This window comes from Bacillus cereus group sp. MYBK14-1 (assembly GCF_051916885.1).
Taxonomy (GTDB): Bacteria; Bacillota; Bacilli; order Bacillales; family Bacillaceae_G; genus Bacillus_A; species Bacillus_A cereus.
Genome location: NZ_JBQAHM010000001.1, coordinates 645,537 through 663,728, shown reverse-complemented (window position 1 = coordinate 663,728; position 18,192 = coordinate 645,537). Strand labels below are relative to the sequence as shown.

Here is an 18,192-nt window from a genome sequence, read left to right as displayed (position 1 = left end):
AATGAATGGATGCGTGGCAGGAAATAGATAGAAAGATACTGCTAGTAATTTATACTTAAAATGTAGGGAGATTGAACAGAGTTATGGGGAATGAAAAAGAAATTAGTTCCGCTAAATTGATATGGAAGATGACGCGCCCGCATACATTAACGGCGACGTTTTCTCCTGTAATTTTAGGGACAGTGGCATCACTTTATGTTGCCAAAATTGATTGGCTTTTATTTATTGCGATGATGCTTGCATGTTTAGCGCTGCAAATAGCAACGAACTTATTTAATGAGTACTATGATTTCAAACGTGGATTAGACACTGCTGAATCTGTTGGTATCGGTGGCGGAATTGTCCGTCATGGATTGAAGCCAAAAAATGTGTTAACAGTTGCGCTTTTATTATATGTCGTAGCAGCTTTTATTGGCATTTATATTTGTATGAATAGTAGTTGGTGGTTAGTGGTTATTGGTTTAATTGGGATGGCAGTTGGCTATTTATATACAGGCGGTCCATTACCAATTGCGTACACCCCGTTTGGAGAATTAGTTTCTGGATTGTTAATGGGGACATGTTTTGTACTCATTGCTTTCTTTATTCAAACGAATACTGTAACGATTGAAAGTGTATTGATTTCCATTCCAATTGGAATTTTAGTAGGTGCAATCAATATGTCGAATAACATCCGAGATATCGAAGAAGATATTAAAGGTGGAAGAAAGACATTAGTAATCCTCCTTGGAAGAGAGAAAGCTGTGGTAACACTAGCGGTAGCCTTTTTCATTGCGTATTTCTGGATTGCCGTAATTGTATTAATGGGTTATATAAGCCCTTGGGCACTAGTTATGTTCCTAGGTTTGAGAAAGCCAATTTCTGCGATTCAAAGTTTCCAAAAAGGGGCAAAGGATCCTGGGTATATGCGCATCGCAATGAAATCAACAGCGATGACAAATACGATTTTCGGCTTCTTGTTGTCAGCAGGATTATTAATTAGTTATTTGTTTTAAATAACTTAACCCCAATTTCTCGATTTTAATATAGAGAAATTGGGGTTTTATTTTGAGTTTTTTACGTTATAAACTATTATCATTTGAAATGTATATACCAATAAATTGCAACTTCATCACTTGTCTTATCCAAACCTTTATAAACAAGAAAATCAAACCCACCAATTACAAATCCGCATTTTTCATAGAACTTACATGCTGCGACATTATTATTTTGCGTTTCAAGCATGATACCTGGCATATTGCCTTTTTTTGCCCACTGCTTTGCTTGATCAACTAATCTTTTACCAACTCCGAGTGTACGATATTTTTTATCTACCGTTATATCTTCTATGTAAGCATAGTGGTTCCAATTCTTTTTCAATACCATTAATCCAATGATTTGGTTATGTAACAGAGCTATGTAAATGACTTGATTAGGTTTATTTATATATTCATTGTAAGCCAGTTCTTCATTATCATCTTGATTTTGTAAATAACTTTTTTCATAACTTGGAACGTCTTCTACTGTATATTCTATGCGTCTATTTACTTTGGAAAGAGAAAGAATTAACCGAGCATTCACTATAAAACTGTCATCAATCTCCGGAAGATTATCTAAATCATTTGTTTCTAATTCTCTAATTACAAGGTTCATTGGGGCACCTCCACATAATAATATTTCTTCTAGTTCTTCATTTGGTTCAAATGAATTCCAATTACAAAATTATAATAGAATTTCAATTGTACGGCCATCTCTGTATTTTATCTTTATACCGACATGCTGTTATCTTGATGTAAAATATTGTTTAGAAAGAGTAGTATTTTTTATTTTGGATGTATATCCAGTTTTCAAATTTAACTGTAGTAGAGAAACAAATATTTTTTTAAAGAGTGGATGCAATAGGCTATTCTTTAACTAATTTCGACATTATCTGCATTTTATCTTCACCTTCCTCTATTAATCTATTTATTGTAAATAACAGCTGAAGTTAATGCTTAGCTACATAAATAATGAATATGAAAATGAGTAGGGAAAGGATCGAAACATAATGAAAGAATCACAAAATAAGAAAAAAACAAGTGTAGTAAATAAGGTAATACTATCTTTAGGAGTTGTTTTAGCAACGACCTTTTTTACGTTCTTTTTAATAGGAAAATGGAACTCTATCCCAGCGAAAGGGGTAGCTAATGAAAATATTAGGCTAGCTAATACGCAACAACAAGGAAAGAAAGAGGACACATCGCTGGCAAAACAGAAAAGAGCTGATGGAAAACCAGTAGGAAAGGTTGTTTATTTAACATTTGATGACGGTCCTAGCGAATTAACTGGCAAATTTTTAGATGTACTAAAAGAGCAACATGTTGCTTCGACATTTTTTATGCAAGGTAGCACTTTACAGAATACCGGTTTTCAGGAAAATGTAAAACGAGCAGTAAAAGAAGGACATTATATTGGTGCACATAGTATGACACATAATAGTGATAAGCTATACAAAAAAGGACAATTTGTAACGGAGATGAAAGAAACGTTAGCTCTTATTCATAATATTACAGGTACAACTCCTAAACTAGTCCGTCCCCCATACGGATCTGCACCAGGATTAAAGGGGCAGGACATTCGTAACAAAATTGTAGAAGCAGGAATAAAAGTTTGGGATTGGACGATAGATTCAAATGATTGGAAATTAAAAGGTAACCCACAGCAAATTATAGAAAATGTAAAGCGTACAACAACAGAAGATGTGGAAGTAGTTCTAATGCATGAAAAACTACAGACATTACAAGCGCTTCCGGAAATTATTAAATTTTATAAGGAAAAAGGATATGAATTCGGGGTATACAATGAAGCGGATCATTTTCAACTAAACTTCCAGAAAGATCAACGTCTATAGTATAAGCCTATTTCTTTTAAAAAGTGTTTTTATTACTAAATCAATAACTAAACCAAAAGTCGATTTCCTATTTTATAAAGAAATCGGCTCTTTCGTTTATGTATTACGTTACAAGAGCTTTCTTATTTTTTCCAGAATGTTTTTTTAGAAATCTGTGCAACAGAGCCTTTTTAGTAGGAGTAACGTGTTGAGGATAATTGAAAAATTCTATATTAAAATTGCACTATAATATTAAAGAATTCCTGACTACAATCCCTATAAATTCTTCTCAATAATTGAAAATAAAATCAATCCAGATTATTATATTGTTATTGTAATTATAAATGTAATTACATTTTATTGAAGGAGGATACAAAGATGAAAAACTCAAAAGGCTCTATTGAATCAGAGATAAGCAAAGCAATTACTCACTGGGAAAAGGACTACCTAGGACGCGGGTCTATATCCGTTAAGACAGATATATTACGGGATATGATTATCGTAAATTTACAAGGTATTTTAACGCCGGCTGAATATACGGTTTGCGAAACAAAAGACGGTATGCTAACGATAAAGAAAAATCGTTCGGAGCTAGTTGAATCTGGAATTGAAGATTTGAAAGAGATTATACTAGAATTAACTGGAGAAAAAGTGAAAAGCTTTCATACGGATATAAGCTCCCGTACTGGTGAACGAGTAATGATTTTTAAATTGTTTCATAATCTTGAGGAAAAATTTTAAAAATTAAAACCATCGTAGGGTTAGTGGGAGATAATTAAGAAACCTAAAAGTTTTGCACTTTATTTATATTTATTAACATGATAATAATTAAAAACTTGAAATTATTTACGTGTACTGAATTTTAATTGGAATAACGCTCAAAAAACTGATAAATAAATTGACAAATTGCTTAATATATTTTATCTTATAATTGTTTTAAAAAATTAATAGATGCTTATTTTAAATGTTTACTATAATTAAGGCTTTAGCATTTTTTTAATATATAATATTGACTAAATGAAAAAGTTTCTTAATTGAAAGATAGCGCATAACATAAATTGATATATTGATTGCATAATCAGGAGATCAGAGATATACTGTTATTTTTAATAGGAGTAATACATACATTACTATCCTCTATAAAATGGGAGCTCTTCAAAAAACTTTATTGAAGTTAGTTGAAGTGAAACCGACAATCTCCATAATTCAATGATGATATAAAATCATTGAATTATGGAAGTTGTCGGTTTTTTTTATGGAAAAAACGATGTACTAAAAAGAGTGAATGAAAATTGAAATTAAAAAAACTATCGTAATGAAAAGGAATTTTTATAGGTTATTTTCGCTTAGAAGGGAGTATTTAACATGTTAATTTCGCTGAGTTCATCAACACTGTTAACTTTATTTTTTATGGCGCTTAGTGCTTCTTGGCTAAGTGGATTATTATTTTTAAATGCAAGGATACCTTTACGTTTTGTTCATATCCATATTGGTATCGCTGCTTTACCTTCATTGGTTTCTTTACTCGCACTTGTTAATAACAATGGAGATAGAGTTGTGGGGCCTTGGCATCTAGATACTTTAGCTTGGTTAATGGCTTTCTTTGTTCTTACAATTGGTTTAATCATTCAGCGTTTCTCTGTACGTTATTTAATGGGAGATCGCTCATATCGAAAATACTTTGCACTTTTTACATTTACTACAGGTGTATCTTCGGTTGCATGGTTAAGTGATGATCTTCGCTTAATGCTCATTTGTTGGGGAGCAACGCTTATAGGATTGGTTCTACTTATAGGGCTAAATAAAGGGTGGAAAGTAGTTAGTGAAGCAACTAAAATCTCTGGCTACCTATTTACAATAAGTTGGATTGCCTTACTATCAGCTATCATTTGGCTTTTTCAAGTAACAGGACAGTGGCAATTAACATCAGTTTTAACGAATGAAAATGTAGTGCTACATGGAACATTGGAGAGAACAGGAATTAACTTATTAATTATATTAGCGGTGATGATTCCAGCAGCACAATGGCCTTTTCAAAGATGGTTAATTGAGTCTGCTGTTGCTCCAACTCCTGTTTCTGCTATTATGCATGCGGGTTTAGTAAATGCTGGCGGTATCATGTTAACTAGATTTTCACCTCTTTTTCATGATGATATTGCACAAATAATTTTACTAATTTTCTCTAGTATTTCTATCTTAATAGGTACAGGAATTAGTTTAGTCCAAGTTGATTATAAACGTCAGCTAGTAGGTTCAACTATTGCACAAATGGGATTTATGCTTATTCAATGTGCATTAGGCGCCTATTTAGCGGCTATTATTCATTTAATTTTACATGGTTTGTTTAAAGCTACACTATTTTTACAAGCTGGTTCTTCCGTGCAACGTTTTGGGGTAGTGAATCAGTCTAATGAAAAGATGTCCAATTTATGGATTATAGTTGGGCGTGTTTTAGGATTATTTATAGCAATTACTTTCTGGTTTATGACTTCTGGAGAGGGGTATCAACTAGTTAGTGCGTTAATCTTAGGCTGGTCACTATACTTTTCATGGAAACAGCTTGTTGTTTTTGGAGAGGGAAGAATGGGACGAATTGCTGGCGTAATTGTTTTGATTGGATTTTCTCTCATTTACTTTACCGTTCATAATTCTCTTTATAAATGGTTGCATACTGATATTTATCAAAGTGTTCAACCTTCAGCTCCAGCCGTTATCTTTGTTATATGTATTTTACTATTTAGTAGTGTTATTAGTACTTTCGTTACTCGTCATCAATCTTCTACTTTATTCGCTGTACTTTATCTTTGGTTAGTTCGAGTAGGTGAGGCGAGACGAAAGTCAGTAGAAAGTCACCCAAGCTATCTGAAACATTATGTATCAAAGGGAGGTAATTCGTGATGAGCATACCGTCAATATTAAAGAAAGATACAAACATTGATATGCAAGAAAATAATATAAATGATTTAGTTGCATCTGCTAGCCGAGTTATTGCGCCACTTTGGCCTATCTCTACGTTTGCAGCTCACCACCCTTGGATGGGACTTGAAAAGCAATCATTTGAACAAGTCGCAAATTGGTTAAAAGAAGCTCGTAATGTGGATATTTATCCTAGTGCCTCCATGATTCATTCGGCAAAAGCGAAAGGTGAGATTGAGGAATCATTTTTACAAATGAGTTTGTCTCGTTGGCTGGATTCACAATCTTTTCATATTCCGCGAGAGAAAGCAGAGCGATTTTGCCAAGCAGCTTTAAAGTTAGAAAAATTACCTTCTAGTCTATTATCATCGCCAGAAGTAAATAAATTGGCAGAAGAAATGAATTATATAAATACAGCAAGTATGCAAGCCTCTGTTATGCAGCCAATAAGTTCGCTTATAGAGAGTCAAAATAGTGAAAACCTATCTGATGTTCTTAATTATCATATCATTAAATGGTGTAAATTATATCTTGATGAATCCGGATCAAATTGGACGATGCCAAATCGAGAGAAAGGTTTTTATCGTGCATGGCAACACCTTATTAAATTTGATCCAGCGCTCAGTAAAAATGAGCGTAAAGTTTTAAAAAATTGGCCACAAGATGCCGAAGTAGCTTTAGCGAGAGCATTATCTGAACTAGGAATTTCTGAATCTAACATACAATCTTACCTTGAAGGGCACTTACTTTCTTTGCCTGGGTGGGCAGGAATGATACGATGGCGCTCACAACAATCAATTCAGGAACAGGAACTTCTCATAGAATATTTAGCAGTTCGAATTTCTATGGAGCTGGCTATTGTAAAACCTTATTTACCTTTAAAAAATCAAAAGGTTGAGAAAAAAGTTTCGATCGTCCCACTTATAGCTTCTTGGATCTATTGGGGGAATATTTCAACACGGGAATGGTTACAAATGCCTGCTACTGAACAAAGTGAATTATTAGTATTCGCTTATCGTTTTGATGAAAATATTCGCAAGAAACTTTGGCTGGAAGCTTGGGAACAAACGCATGCAGAGCAATTAAGGGAGAAGATTGCTTCTACACAACGTGCAACCAATGATAAAAAGCGTGTATTAGCTCAATTAGCATTCTGTATTGATGTACGTTCAGAACCGTTTCGTCGCCATCTTGAAAAATTAGGTCCGTTTGAAACATTTGGAATAGCTGGTTTCTTTGGGTTACCAATTGCAACTAGTGAACTAGGTAGTAATAACAACCATCCTTCTTTGCCAGTTATACTCAAACCGAAACATCAAATAAAAGAGCTCACAAATGAAAATGAACTTAAATCTTATGAGCAACGTAAGAGGGTAGGCAGTTCGGTACGTTATACTTTTAAAACGATGAAACAGAACGTACTGACAAGTATGGCGCTACCTGAGTTAAGTGGTCCTTTACTTGGTCTACAGATGGTGACAAGAAGCTTTGTCCCAAGAGGAGTTGGTGGTTTCATTCGTAACCTTCGTAAAACTATGTTACAAAAACCTGATACAACATTCTCGCTTAATCATGTTCATGACACAAAGGGCGAGATACCTATCGGTTTTACGAAAGAAGAAAAAGTGAACTATGTGCGTCAAGCTTTAAAAATGGTGGGACTGACAGAAAAATTTGCTCCTTTAGTTGTAATGTGCGGACATAGTAGTCAAAGTACGAACAATCCTTATGCTGCAGCACTTGAGTGTGGTGCTTGTGGCGGAGCAGCGGGAGGATTCAATGCAAGAGTTTTTGCTACTTTATGTAATCTCCCAGAAGTGAGAGAGGCGTTGTTTGCGGAAGGTATTAAAATTCCTGAGGATACCATTTTTGCAGCAGCTGAACATAAAACAACAGTGGACGAATTGGAATGGATTTACGTCCCAGAACTTTCGGAAACTGCGCAAGAAGCATTTGATTGTATCGAATCGATTATGCCAAATGTGAGCCAACATGCAAATAGAGAGCGTTTAACGCAATTACCAAATTTTAAAACGAAAATAAAAAATGCGAGTAAAGAGGCACATCGATTTGCAGAAGATTGGAGTGAAATACGTCCAGAATGGGGATTAGCTCGTAATGCATCTTTTATTATCGGGCAACGAGAATTAACTCAGGATTGTGACTTAGAAGGTAGGGCTTTCCTTCATAATTATGATTGGAAACAGGATGAAAGTGGCGATATATTAGCTAACATTATTGCAGGACCAGGAACAGTAGCTCAGTGGATAAATCTACAATATTACGCTTCAACTGTAGCTCCTCATTATTATGGTAGTGGAAACAAAACAACCCAAACTGTAACCGCGGGTCTAGGTGTTATGCAGGGAAATGCAAGTGATTTGTTGCCAGGCTTACCTTGGCAATCCGTTATGCAGTCAGATAGTGAGACGTATCATTCACCACTTCGTTTACTAATTGTAATTCAAGCGCCTAGTCAATATATAGAACGTTTGCTAAATAATGATTTCACATTTCGAGAAAAAGTTCAAAATGGATGGGTTAGACTTGCAAGTGTTGATCCAAAGGGACGCTGGAAAAACTGGTAACAATCATGTAATGAATTATCAACTATTGTTACTAGCTTAAAAGTTTCATAAATACAATAATGAAGAAGGAGTGCCCCATATGAATTCAAAGAATAAAAAAGTTTTATTGTTAACAGACATTAAACATGAAATAGAGCCTATTATCCAACAAGTAACTAACATTCAACAAGAAAACATGTTGACTATACACAGCTACGATTCTGTAATTGTACATCCTTATGGAGATATAATGAGATCTATTATTATTGCTATTTATCAAGAAAATGTTGAAGGAATTTTTGTTGTAGGAATAGAGGATAAAGAAACTGAGGTAGTTAATCTACAAATTCAACGTGATTCCATAAAAAATAACAGGGAACTAGACTATCTCTTTGAAAATTGCATGCCTGAATTTTCAAGTGGTAGCCTTGATGAATGGCTAAGTGGAAAAGAAAATGTTAGTGAAAATATTGAGAAGAGTATAGATATGATTTGTCATCATCCACTAGTACCGTCTGATGTTAAAGTTCATGGTTTCAAGATTGATAGAACAGGGGAAAAAGAAACGGTTGTTAAAGTTTCTGTTAATAAAGTAGTGAAACAAATGCATTCTTATGTGTAAGTTATCGATAGATAAGCAACTTTTATTTGGTAGATACTATAATATGTTAAATATTTGGAGTTATTTCCTTTAAAAAGAGTAAAAGAAATCTTCTATAAATGGAGATCTTTTGCTCTTTTTATAATAAAAATAAAAAATTATTTGACGTTTTTTCGAAAAAATTTTTAAGACAAGGCTTTTAGGTTTATGAAAACCTTTATTCATGATAGCAAGATAATTTTAATAAGAAGTATATAGTAAGAATGATTTGGAGATACCGATGGGGATATAACTATTTTATTTAGGACGGTGCAATTAAAATGGATTTACAGAAAGGGAAATTATATTGGAACACGACTTTTTCTAATACACCTTCTTATCCTCGTTTGGACGAAGATATAAAATGTGACGTACTAATAATAGGAGCAGGGAGTTCGGGTGCTCAATCAGCATACTATTTGAGTAAATCAAATTTAAACATCGTTATCGTTGATAAAAGAAAGGTAGGACATGGAAGTAACCTTACAAATACAGCACTTATTCAATATTTAGGTGATAAGATGTTTTTTGAACTTGTAAATACATTTGGGGAAGAGTATGCAGTTAAGCATATGAAATTATGTGAACAAGCTATTAATGATATTGAATATGCTGATCAAAACTTGCCTTATTGCTCTGACTTTAAACGACGTGACAGCTTATATTATGCAAGTTATGAAGAGGATATAAAGAAATTAGAAAAGGAACTGTATTATTTACATAAGCATGATTTTAAAGCGGCTTGGTTATCAGAAAAACAAATTGGACAGAGATATCCATTTAAAAAACGTGCAGCTATTTATACGTATAATGATGGTGAAATAAATCCTTATAAATTTACACATAGTTTATTAGAACAAGCCTCTAATAAAGGAGTTCACATTTATGAAGATACAGAGATTGTTGGCAAAAAGTTAGAGAAAGAATGTGCTACCTTTTATACAAAGGAGGGCAATTCTATTACTGCCAATAAAGTAATTGTGGCTGCAGGATATGAAGGATTGGAATTTAAAAAGGAAAAGAACGCTACACTGATTAGCTCATATGCAATTGTTACTAATCCTGTGGAAGATTTATCTTCTTGGTATAAACGCACTCTCATTTGGGAAACTGCGAGACCATATATTTATATGAGAACTACTGCAGATAATAGGATTATTATAGGTGGGTTAGATGAAGATACAAACATTGCTCAAGAAAGAGATTCAAAATTAATCCATAAAAAAGAGAAATTAGTGAATGAATTTAATAAGCTCTTTCCCAATATAACAGTTGAACCTGAATTTTATTTAAGTGCTTTTTATGGTGGTACTCATGATGGTTTACCTATAATTGGAATGTATGAAGAGTTTCCAAATTGTCACTTTATCTATGCGTATGGAGATAATGGATTAGTATATAGTATGGTACTTTCTAAAATTGTTCGAGATATAATTATTAACGGTTCAAGTCCGGATTTGCATTTATATTTACAAACTAGACCAAAACCAAATCAGTAAGCTGCATGTATGTAAAATCAAGGTAGTATAAAGAAGTGATCGTTTTAACGGTTTTAATTATTTTATATAGGAAGCAATTTTACAATTGTAATCTCTCCAATATATTTTGGGGGGATTTATTTTTTATTGATTTATTGAAAAATAGTCTAATTAGACTATAATGAGTATATAGTTTAATTAGACTATTTGTTTTTTTGAGTGTGAAAAAGGAGGAAAGAGGTATGGTTGCAAAAGAGAGCAACTTACGCTTAGTGATAGCTGGGTTAATGCTAGGCATTTTAATGGCTGCAATGGATAATACAATTGTTGCCACTTCAATTGGTACAATTGTTTCAGATTTGGGTGGATTGGATAAATTCGTCTGGGTTACTTCTGCTTATATGGTTGCAGTTATGGCTGGTATGCCTATTTTTGGGAAATTATCTGATATGTATGGTAGGAAGAGGTTCTATATTTTTGGTTTATTAATCTTCTTAATTGGTTCTGCATTATGTGGCACTGCGCAAAGTATTGTTCAGCTAAGTATTTATCGTGCAATTCAAGGTATAGGTGGGGGTGCACTTATGCCAATCGCCTTTACCATTGTATTTGATATTTTTCCTATTGAAAAAAGAGGGAAAATGACTGGATTATTAGGGGCCGTATTTGGTTCTTCAAGTGTATTAGGACCTTTATTAGGCGCGTATATAACAGAAAATATTAGTTGGCATTGGATTTTTTACGTCAATATTCCAATTGGTTTAATATCATTAATTTTTATTTTAAAAGCTTATAAAGAAAATAATCCACCTACTAAGCAAAATATTGATTGGTGGGGGGCGATAACACTAGTAATAGCAGTAATTAGCTTAATGTTCGCCTTAGAATTAGGAGGAAAAGAATTTAAGTGGGATTCGCTACAAATCATTGGGTTATTTGCATCGTTTATTGTATTTTTTATTGGCTTCCTATTGGTAGAAAGAAAAGTGAAAGATCCGATAATATCATTTTGGATGTTTAAGCGTAAGGAGTTTGCAATATCTCAAATTATTACATTTTTCTATGGAGCAACATTTGTTATTTTAACAGTATTTATTCCTATTTTTGTTCAGGCTGTATATGGTGGAACAGCAACTAATGCTGGATTAATTTTAACACCAATGATGTTAGGTTCTGTAGTAGGTAGTGCAATTGGTGGAATATTTCAAACGAAAATTAGTTACCGCAACTTGATGTTATTATCTGTAATATCCTTTGGGGTAGGGATGTATTTGTTAGGAACGATGGATCTGCAAACAAGCCGTGCACTTTTAACAATATACATGATTATAACGGGATTTGGGGTTGGATTTTCGTTCTCTTTGCTTCCCACAGTTTCTATTCATAATATGGAACCGAGATTCCGTGGTTCAGCTACTTCGACAAATTCATTCTTTCGTTCACTAGGTATGACAATTGGAGTAACGATTTTTGGATTCATTCAAAATAGTACCTTTACAGCTAACTTAAAGGATGCTTTTAAGGGAATAGAACACAGTTCCAACATGTTAAATAAGCTAGGTGATCCAAGTGCAATATTTCGCTCAGATGTAAGGTCCAGTATACCTACTTTTATTCTTGAAAAAATTATAGCTGCTATGTCATCTTCAATTACTACTGTATTTCTATTAGCTTTAATTCCAATTATCGTTTCGTTTATGGCAATATTATTTATGGGAAATGTCAAAGCTGGTACAAAGGATAATAAAGTGAATTTGAAGTCATAAATTTTATAAAACAAAAAGATTCTTTGCTTATTTTTAGCTTATACTATTGGTATAGGTTATTAAGGAGTGGAGAGTTATGAATACAAAGCTTTTTATGCTGGGTCTTCTTATGGAGAAAAATAGGCATCCGTATGAAGTCCAGCAACTTTTAAAAAATAGTGAAATGAAATATTATATAAAAATTACTAAAGGCTCTTTATATTATACATTTGAGCAACTTGAAAAGAAGGGCTTTATAGAAGTTGTTGATATTATTCGTAATGAACAACGCCCTGAACGGACTATTTACGGTATTACTAAGAGTGGTAAACAAGAATTTGAGCATTTATTATTAGAGCAAATGATAAAGAAAGAGGATATGCATCGTCCTATATATGAAGCGTTACTTTTTGCGCAATATGGGGAGGGACAATTAATTCTGGAACAGCTAAAAACTAAAATTTCTCAACTGACGTTATATCTTACTACTCTTCAAAAAGTATATGAAGAGAAGTGTGGCAAAGAGAGTTTAGCTAAGTTATATATATTATCTAGTGTTATTTTACATTTAAGAACAGAGTTAAAGGTTTTACAGAGTTTATATAATAACATAAAAAATGAAAAGATAGATAATATAGGAAATGATGTACTTAGAGAGATAGAAAATCAATGTTTATAGTGGTGAATATTATTAAATAAAGAAAAGTATAATATTTTAATTTGTAAATTAAAATGATTAATTTGGACAGGTCTAATAATACTAGGGAACTGTCCATTTTTAATATGTAAATTCTCCATTCAATGTTAAGAAATCTTAATATTTTTTTAGGATGAAAATTAAGATTTTTTCAGTAGATTGATTGTATGTTCTACATTAACATTGGAGGGGAATTTATGAATGTTATTCGTTTTATGCAAGAGTATGTGAAGCAGCCTCGGATGGTAGGGGCTATTTTACCAAGCTCAAAGAAACTTGCAAAACAGATGGTTTCTTCAATTTGTTTTAAAAAAGCAAAATGCATTATTGAATTTGGTCCAGGTACTGGCATTTTTACAGAGGAATTAATTCAACGTAAGTACCCAGAGACTATTTTATTATTAATTGAACAAAATGAAGCATTTTATAAGAAATTAAGTGAAAAATATAGGTATAAAGAGAATGTTTATATTATTCATGATTCTGCTGAGAACGTCACTCATTATGTAGAAAAATATCAAATTGAGAAAGTCGATTATATTGTATCGGGATTACCCTTTACTAGTCTTCCTTTTAGGGTGTCGAAAAATATTTTATATGAGACTAAAAATATTCTTGAGGAAGAGGGTACATTTATTACATTTCAATATACAAAGTTAAAAAAACAACTCCTTAGTTCTGTTTTCTCTAATATTGAAATAGGAAAGGTATATTGGAATATACCTCCAGCTTACGTTTATACGTGTAAGGTAAAACTAAATGTATAATATTACAGCATAAAATGGGATGTCAGAGAGGAAGAAAATATGATACAGAAAGAAAAAATTTTGATTGTAGATGATGATATAGAGATAAGAAAAATCATATCCATTTATTTAAGAAATGAAGGGTATGAAATTATAGATGCACCGGATGCTATTGAAGCTTTAGACATTTTAAGAAATACAACAATTGATTTAATCATTTTAGATATTATGTTACCGAAAATGGATGGCATAGAGGCTTGTTTAAAAATAAGAGAACAATATCAAATGCCTATAATTTTTCTGTCAGCTAAAGATGAGGATATAGATAAGATCCAGGGATTAATGAGTGGAGCAGAAGACTACATTACCAAACCGTTTAATCCACTTGAATTAATGGCAAGAATTAAATCTCAATTACGAAGATACCGTATTTATCAAACAGAAGAAGTAAAACAATTTATTCATGAAATAGGCCATCTTAAGGTAGACGAGGAGACAAGACAAGTTTTCATTAGAAATGAAGAAGTAAGGTTAACCCCAAAGGAATTTGACATACTTTCTTTATTGGTGAGAAATAAAGGAAAGGTTTTTAGTGTAGAAAAAATATACGAGATGGTCTGGGAAGATTTATTTTATAAATCAGATAATACAGTTATGGTTCATATTACTAAAATACGGGAAAAAATTGAGGAAAACTCTCGCCAGCCTGTTTATTTAAAAACAGTATGGGGAGTTGGTTATAGGGTATGATCAATCGTACGAAATTAAGGGATAATATATTTTTTTCTACACGCTTGAATATAAAGCTTATTTTAATTTTTTTGCTCTGTTTTATCGTTGCAGTTGTTACTTTTTTTCTCATAGCAATGAAAAGTGCAAATCTACTTTCTTATAATCAACAGATTGAAAAGGAAGCTGAGATAAGGAATATAGCAATAAGGATTACTAACGATATACAGAAGGATAATTTGAATTCGGGAAATATAGAACAAATCATCCCAAAGATTGAATCTATTCAGCAAGACAACCGTAATATAAACTTTTTAGTATTAGATTATAAAGGGCAAATCATTTATCAGTCACATAATTTTCAATTACAGAATAATAATCCAAAAGACTTATTACAGGAGAAACTAAATGTTACATTAAACGACCAAAATCCTTTGTTTAAAAAATTTATAGTGTTTGTTTCACCAGTTTCATTTCAAGATGGAATTGGATATTTAATGGTACAATCTAAAAATGTACATAAAACAATATCGCCAGCTCAATATAATCAAAACCTATTACTTGCTTTGGTGAGCAGCATATTGATCTTCATCCTTTTATTTCTGCTATTTATGATTCCTATTACAAGGTATATTAAAGAAATTGAACGAGGTATTCAAAAGATTGTAAAAAAAGATTGGAAACATTCCATACGTGTTAAAGGAAAAGATGAATTATCTTCTTTAGCTTATAATATTAATTGGATGGCTAGTCAATTAAGGGAGCGTTTTGAGAAAGAGAGAGCAATTGAGAAAGGAAAAAGTGAATTTATTACCAATATTTCTCATGATTTGCGCACCCCTTTAACATCTATTATTGGATATTTAGCATTAATAAATGAAAAACAATATCGAAATAAAAAAGAATTAGAAATGTATATTCAAAATACGTATAATTTAACATTAAAATTAAAAACTCTCATTAATGAATTGTTTGAATACACAAAACTATCTTTACCTGATGTTAAGTTGAGAAAAGAAAAAGTAGAATTGGGAAATTTGTTAAGCCAGCTAGTAGGAGAGTATATCCCGATTTTTGAAAAACAACAATTAATTGTTGAACTAAATATCATTAATAAGGATATTTGGGTATGGGCAGATATAGAAAAACTGGTACGTGTATTTGATAATTTACTATCTAATACTGAAAAATATAGTTTTTCAAATTCAACAGTAATAGTGGAACTAAAAAAAGAAGAAGATAAGGCATTTATTTGTATTACAAACAAAACAGATCATCTTGAAGCAAAAGAATTAAGCAAGATGTTTGAGAAGTTTTATCGTGTTGATAAATCACGGTCGAGTCAAATACATGGATCCGGAATTGGTTTAGCAATTGTAAAGCGCACAATTGAATTGCATAAGGGTAAAGTATGGGCTGAAAGTCATGGGAATAGTCTTACGATACATGTAGAGTTACAGCTTTTAAAAAATGTTTGAAAATTAGTGGGGAAATTGCGTTGTGTAAATAATAAAATTCAAAATCATAGTAGTAAGAGTTTATTTACGGTTCCATTATAAAAAACGCTATTTTAAATGTATTAGTTAAATGTGATTATTTGTTATGTTTATGAATGCTTAAATAAAGCATTCATAAACAATATTATTTGTTAAATCCATTTATCTTACTAAGTTCTGTTATTTGTATAATCCATTCTTTTTTTAGGTAGGGTAGAGTTGCTTGGATATGATGATATTCCCATTCTTCCTCAATGGTAGGGTAAAGATTAAATAAGTATTTTTCTTCATCATTTGTTACACTTGCTTTAGGATTGCCAGTAAGTTTAAAATAAATGTCGCACCATCCGCTATAGTTTGTTAACATGAATAAAAAATTAGGACATGTGAATTCGATGAGGTATATTTCTTTCTCTAATTGAATATCTGATAGTAATTCCCTTGCAGTCTCAAAAGTAGGCTTCTTTTGGTAACTATTGCATGAATGCCATGCCCAAATGGGTAAATCTATAATAAAGTCAATACCTTTCTGTTTCATGTGTCTTACAATGTATTTATATGCTGTGCAATCTTCTTTACTAACAAAAATAGGATCGGCTATAAGCTTACCTTCATTCAAAAGTGTATTTATGGCATTTTGGTTTTGAAAAGTCCATAGGATTGTTGAATCAATAAATGTATTTAAGTTTGACTGTTTATCAAATTGTTTTCCCATATTTCTCTCCAGTTTCTTTTTATTTTGCAGAATTAAGAATAAATATGACTAATCGGACAATAAAAAAGACCTATGCTAGATACAATTGTAAATGCTTATTTAAAGTAACAACAAGAAATAATCTTTGTATATAGAGTGTACAATACATGCAAAACAGGATTAAAGAAGATTTTAAATATAATATGAAATAGTACAAAATAAGAATTTGATATATCTTTTATATAAAAACTATTAATTGAAGTTTGTAATTATACATTATAGTTAGTATACTAACTATATAATTAGTGTGCTAACTATTTTGGAGGTCATATGAATAATTTAGGCTATTTATTACACAAGGTAAGTATAATGACAAAAACAGAATTATCAAATCAATTAAAAGAATATAAAATAACAGCTCAGCAATGGTCTGTGTTAAAGGATATATCTCTTTATCCAAATGGAACCACTCCGGCTATGATTGCTGAAAGGCTCTTAGCAGACCGTCCAACAGTAACCGGAATTATACAAAGATTATTGCAAAAAGAATGGATTCTTATAAAACATAATCCTAAAGATAAACGGTCACATTTAATATTTTTAACAGATGAAACTAAGGCATTAATACAGGAGATAGAAAATGTAAGCGATGAAGTTATAAAAAATGCTACAGCTAGTATTCCTAAAGAGGAAGTAGAAAATACAGTTCGAGTTTTGCAAGGTATGATTCAAAATTTACAAAAAAATAAAGGGTGATTATAATGATTTTAGTAACAGGTGCTACAGGGAATGTAGGAAAAGAGGTTGTAAAATGCCTAATAAAAAGAAATGCTACTTTCAAAGTCACAACGCGCAGTAGAGAAACTGAAGGAGTGTATTTTGATTTTGAAAACCCCTTATCTGTAAAGGCGGCTTTAAAAGGTGTTACTAAAGTCTTTCTAATAAGACCGCCACATCTAGCTGATGCAAAAAAGTATTTCCAGCCTGTTGTAGATGCCGCAAAAGAAATAGGTATAAAACACATTGTATTTTTATCTTTATTAGGTGTAGAAAAAAATCCGATAGTACCTCATGCTAAAATTGAAGCTATGATAAAGGCTTCTGGGATCCCTTACACATTCCTAAGACCGAGCTTTTTTATGCAAAATTTATTATCACAACATGGTGATGAATTAAGAAATGAAAAAATAATTGAAGTACCTGCTGGTAAAGGGGAAACAAGTTTTATAGATGTACGGGATATTGGAGAAGTTGCAGCTAAGATATTAACCGAAGAGGGACATGAATTTAAAGCTTATTCTTTAACGGGAAATGAGGCATTAACATACTATGAAGTTGCTGCTATTATTTCAAAAATAATAAATAAAGATATTACTTATACAAATCCAAGTATATTTAAATTTAGAAAAAGAATGATTCAAAAGGGACTTAACAGTGACTTTATTTGGGTTATGATTGGAATATATACAACTGCAAAATTAGGATTAGCTAAAAAAGTCACATCAGATTTATCGAATTTACTAGATAGAAGTCCAATAACTATGGAAACGTTTGTTTATGATTACAAAAAAATATTAATATAATAATGCAAAAGTAAAAGAGATGAGTATTCACATAAAGAATCTATTATGTTTTA

The 18,192-nt window shown here is 31.9% G+C and carries 16 protein-coding genes; 14 read left to right on the top strand and 2 right to left on the bottom strand.

All coding sequences use genetic code 11. From position 1 onward, the window contains the following. Positions 1–83: 83 nt before the first annotated feature. Positions 84–995, top strand: a complete 912-nt coding sequence (menA, locus tag ACTFR3_RS03385) for a 1,4-dihydroxy-2-naphthoate polyprenyltransferase (protein ID WP_078421389.1) — start codon at positions 84–86, stop codon at positions 993–995. 79 nt (positions 996–1,074) lie between these two features. Here menA and satA read toward each other — a convergent pair whose 3' ends face one another. Further along, positions 1,075–1,632: a streptothricin N-acetyltransferase SatA gene (satA, locus tag ACTFR3_RS03380; RefSeq protein ID WP_088339079.1), complete on the bottom strand. Its 558-nt coding sequence runs from the start codon at positions 1,630–1,632 to the stop codon at positions 1,075–1,077. A 394-nt stretch (positions 1,633–2,026) separates the two neighbouring features. On the opposite strand from satA, the gene ACTFR3_RS03375 reads away from it, so the two are divergent. The 11 genes from ACTFR3_RS03375 to ACTFR3_RS03325 all read left to right on the top strand — a co-directional run bounded on the left by ACTFR3_RS03375 (position 2,027) and on the right by ACTFR3_RS03325 (position 15,844). Beyond that, positions 2,027–2,869, top strand: a complete 843-nt coding sequence (locus ACTFR3_RS03375; protein WP_088339080.1) for a polysaccharide deacetylase family protein — start codon at positions 2,027–2,029, stop codon at positions 2,867–2,869. A 357-nt stretch (positions 2,870–3,226) separates the two neighbouring features. Next, on the top strand, positions 3,227–3,589 hold the full coding sequence (locus ACTFR3_RS03370; RefSeq protein WP_000798162.1) for a DUF2294 domain-containing protein: 363 nt from the start codon (positions 3,227–3,229) through the stop codon (positions 3,587–3,589). 624 nt (positions 3,590–4,213) lie between these two features. Further along, the gene (locus ACTFR3_RS03365) at positions 4,214–5,746 is read left to right on the top strand and encodes an NADH dehydrogenase subunit 5 (RefSeq protein ID WP_000908940.1); all 1,533 of its coding nucleotides are present in this window, start codon (positions 4,214–4,216) and stop codon (positions 5,744–5,746) included. Continuing rightward, a complete protein-coding gene (locus tag ACTFR3_RS03360) occupies positions 5,746–8,352 on the top strand; it encodes a DUF2309 domain-containing protein (RefSeq protein WP_088338857.1) in 2,607 nt (868 codons plus the stop codon). Before ACTFR3_RS03365 ends, ACTFR3_RS03360 begins: the two co-directional genes overlap by 1 nt. A 79-nt stretch (positions 8,353–8,431) precedes the next feature. Next, positions 8,432–8,953 carry a carbonic anhydrase gene (locus ACTFR3_RS03355; protein WP_440044161.1) on the top strand — a complete coding sequence of 174 codons (522 nt, stop codon included), beginning with the start codon at positions 8,432–8,434 and terminating at the stop codon, positions 8,951–8,953. 299 nt (positions 8,954–9,252) lie between these two features. Further along, entirely contained in the window at positions 9,253–10,470 is a 1,218-nt protein-coding gene (locus tag ACTFR3_RS03350) for an NAD(P)/FAD-dependent oxidoreductase (protein WP_440041518.1), read from the top strand. A gap of 221 nt (positions 10,471–10,691) precedes the next feature. After that, positions 10,692–12,215, top strand: coding sequence for an MDR family MFS transporter (locus ACTFR3_RS03345; protein ID WP_440044159.1), 1,524 nt, complete (start codon positions 10,692–10,694; stop codon positions 12,213–12,215). A 76-nt stretch (positions 12,216–12,291) separates the two neighbouring features. Continuing rightward, positions 12,292–12,873 (top strand): PadR family transcriptional regulator, encoded by a 582-nt coding sequence (locus ACTFR3_RS03340; protein ID WP_440044158.1) that lies wholly within the window; start codon positions 12,292–12,294, stop codon positions 12,871–12,873. 215 nt (positions 12,874–13,088) lie between these two features. Then, positions 13,089–13,658, top strand: a complete 570-nt coding sequence (locus ACTFR3_RS03335; RefSeq protein ID WP_440041521.1) for a class I SAM-dependent methyltransferase — start codon at positions 13,089–13,091, stop codon at positions 13,656–13,658. Positions 13,659–13,697: 39 nt separating this feature from the next. Beyond that, positions 13,698–14,387 (top strand): response regulator transcription factor, encoded by a 690-nt coding sequence (locus tag ACTFR3_RS03330; protein WP_440044157.1) that lies wholly within the window; start codon positions 13,698–13,700, stop codon positions 14,385–14,387. 218 nt (positions 14,388–14,605) lie between these two features. After that, positions 14,606–15,844 carry a sensor histidine kinase gene (locus ACTFR3_RS03325; protein WP_440044156.1) on the top strand — a complete coding sequence of 413 codons (1,239 nt, stop codon included), beginning with the start codon at positions 14,606–14,608 and terminating at the stop codon, positions 15,842–15,844. Between the two features lie 163 nt (positions 15,845–16,007). On the opposite strand, the gene ACTFR3_RS03320 is transcribed toward ACTFR3_RS03325, so the two are convergent. Next, positions 16,008–16,577, bottom strand: coding sequence for a DUF3841 domain-containing protein (locus ACTFR3_RS03320; RefSeq protein WP_440041526.1), 570 nt, complete (start codon positions 16,575–16,577; stop codon positions 16,008–16,010). 309 nt (positions 16,578–16,886) lie between these two features. Between ACTFR3_RS03320 and ACTFR3_RS03315 the strand changes: the two genes are divergently transcribed. Beyond that, complete coding sequence (locus tag ACTFR3_RS03315) at positions 16,887–17,312, top strand: MarR family winged helix-turn-helix transcriptional regulator (protein WP_071731965.1); 426 nt, start codon at positions 16,887–16,889, stop codon at positions 17,310–17,312. Between the two features lie 5 nt (positions 17,313–17,317). Further along, a complete protein-coding gene (locus ACTFR3_RS03310) occupies positions 17,318–18,139 on the top strand; it encodes an SDR family oxidoreductase (protein WP_440041527.1) in 822 nt (273 codons plus the stop codon). Positions 18,140–18,192: the final 53 nt, after the last annotated feature.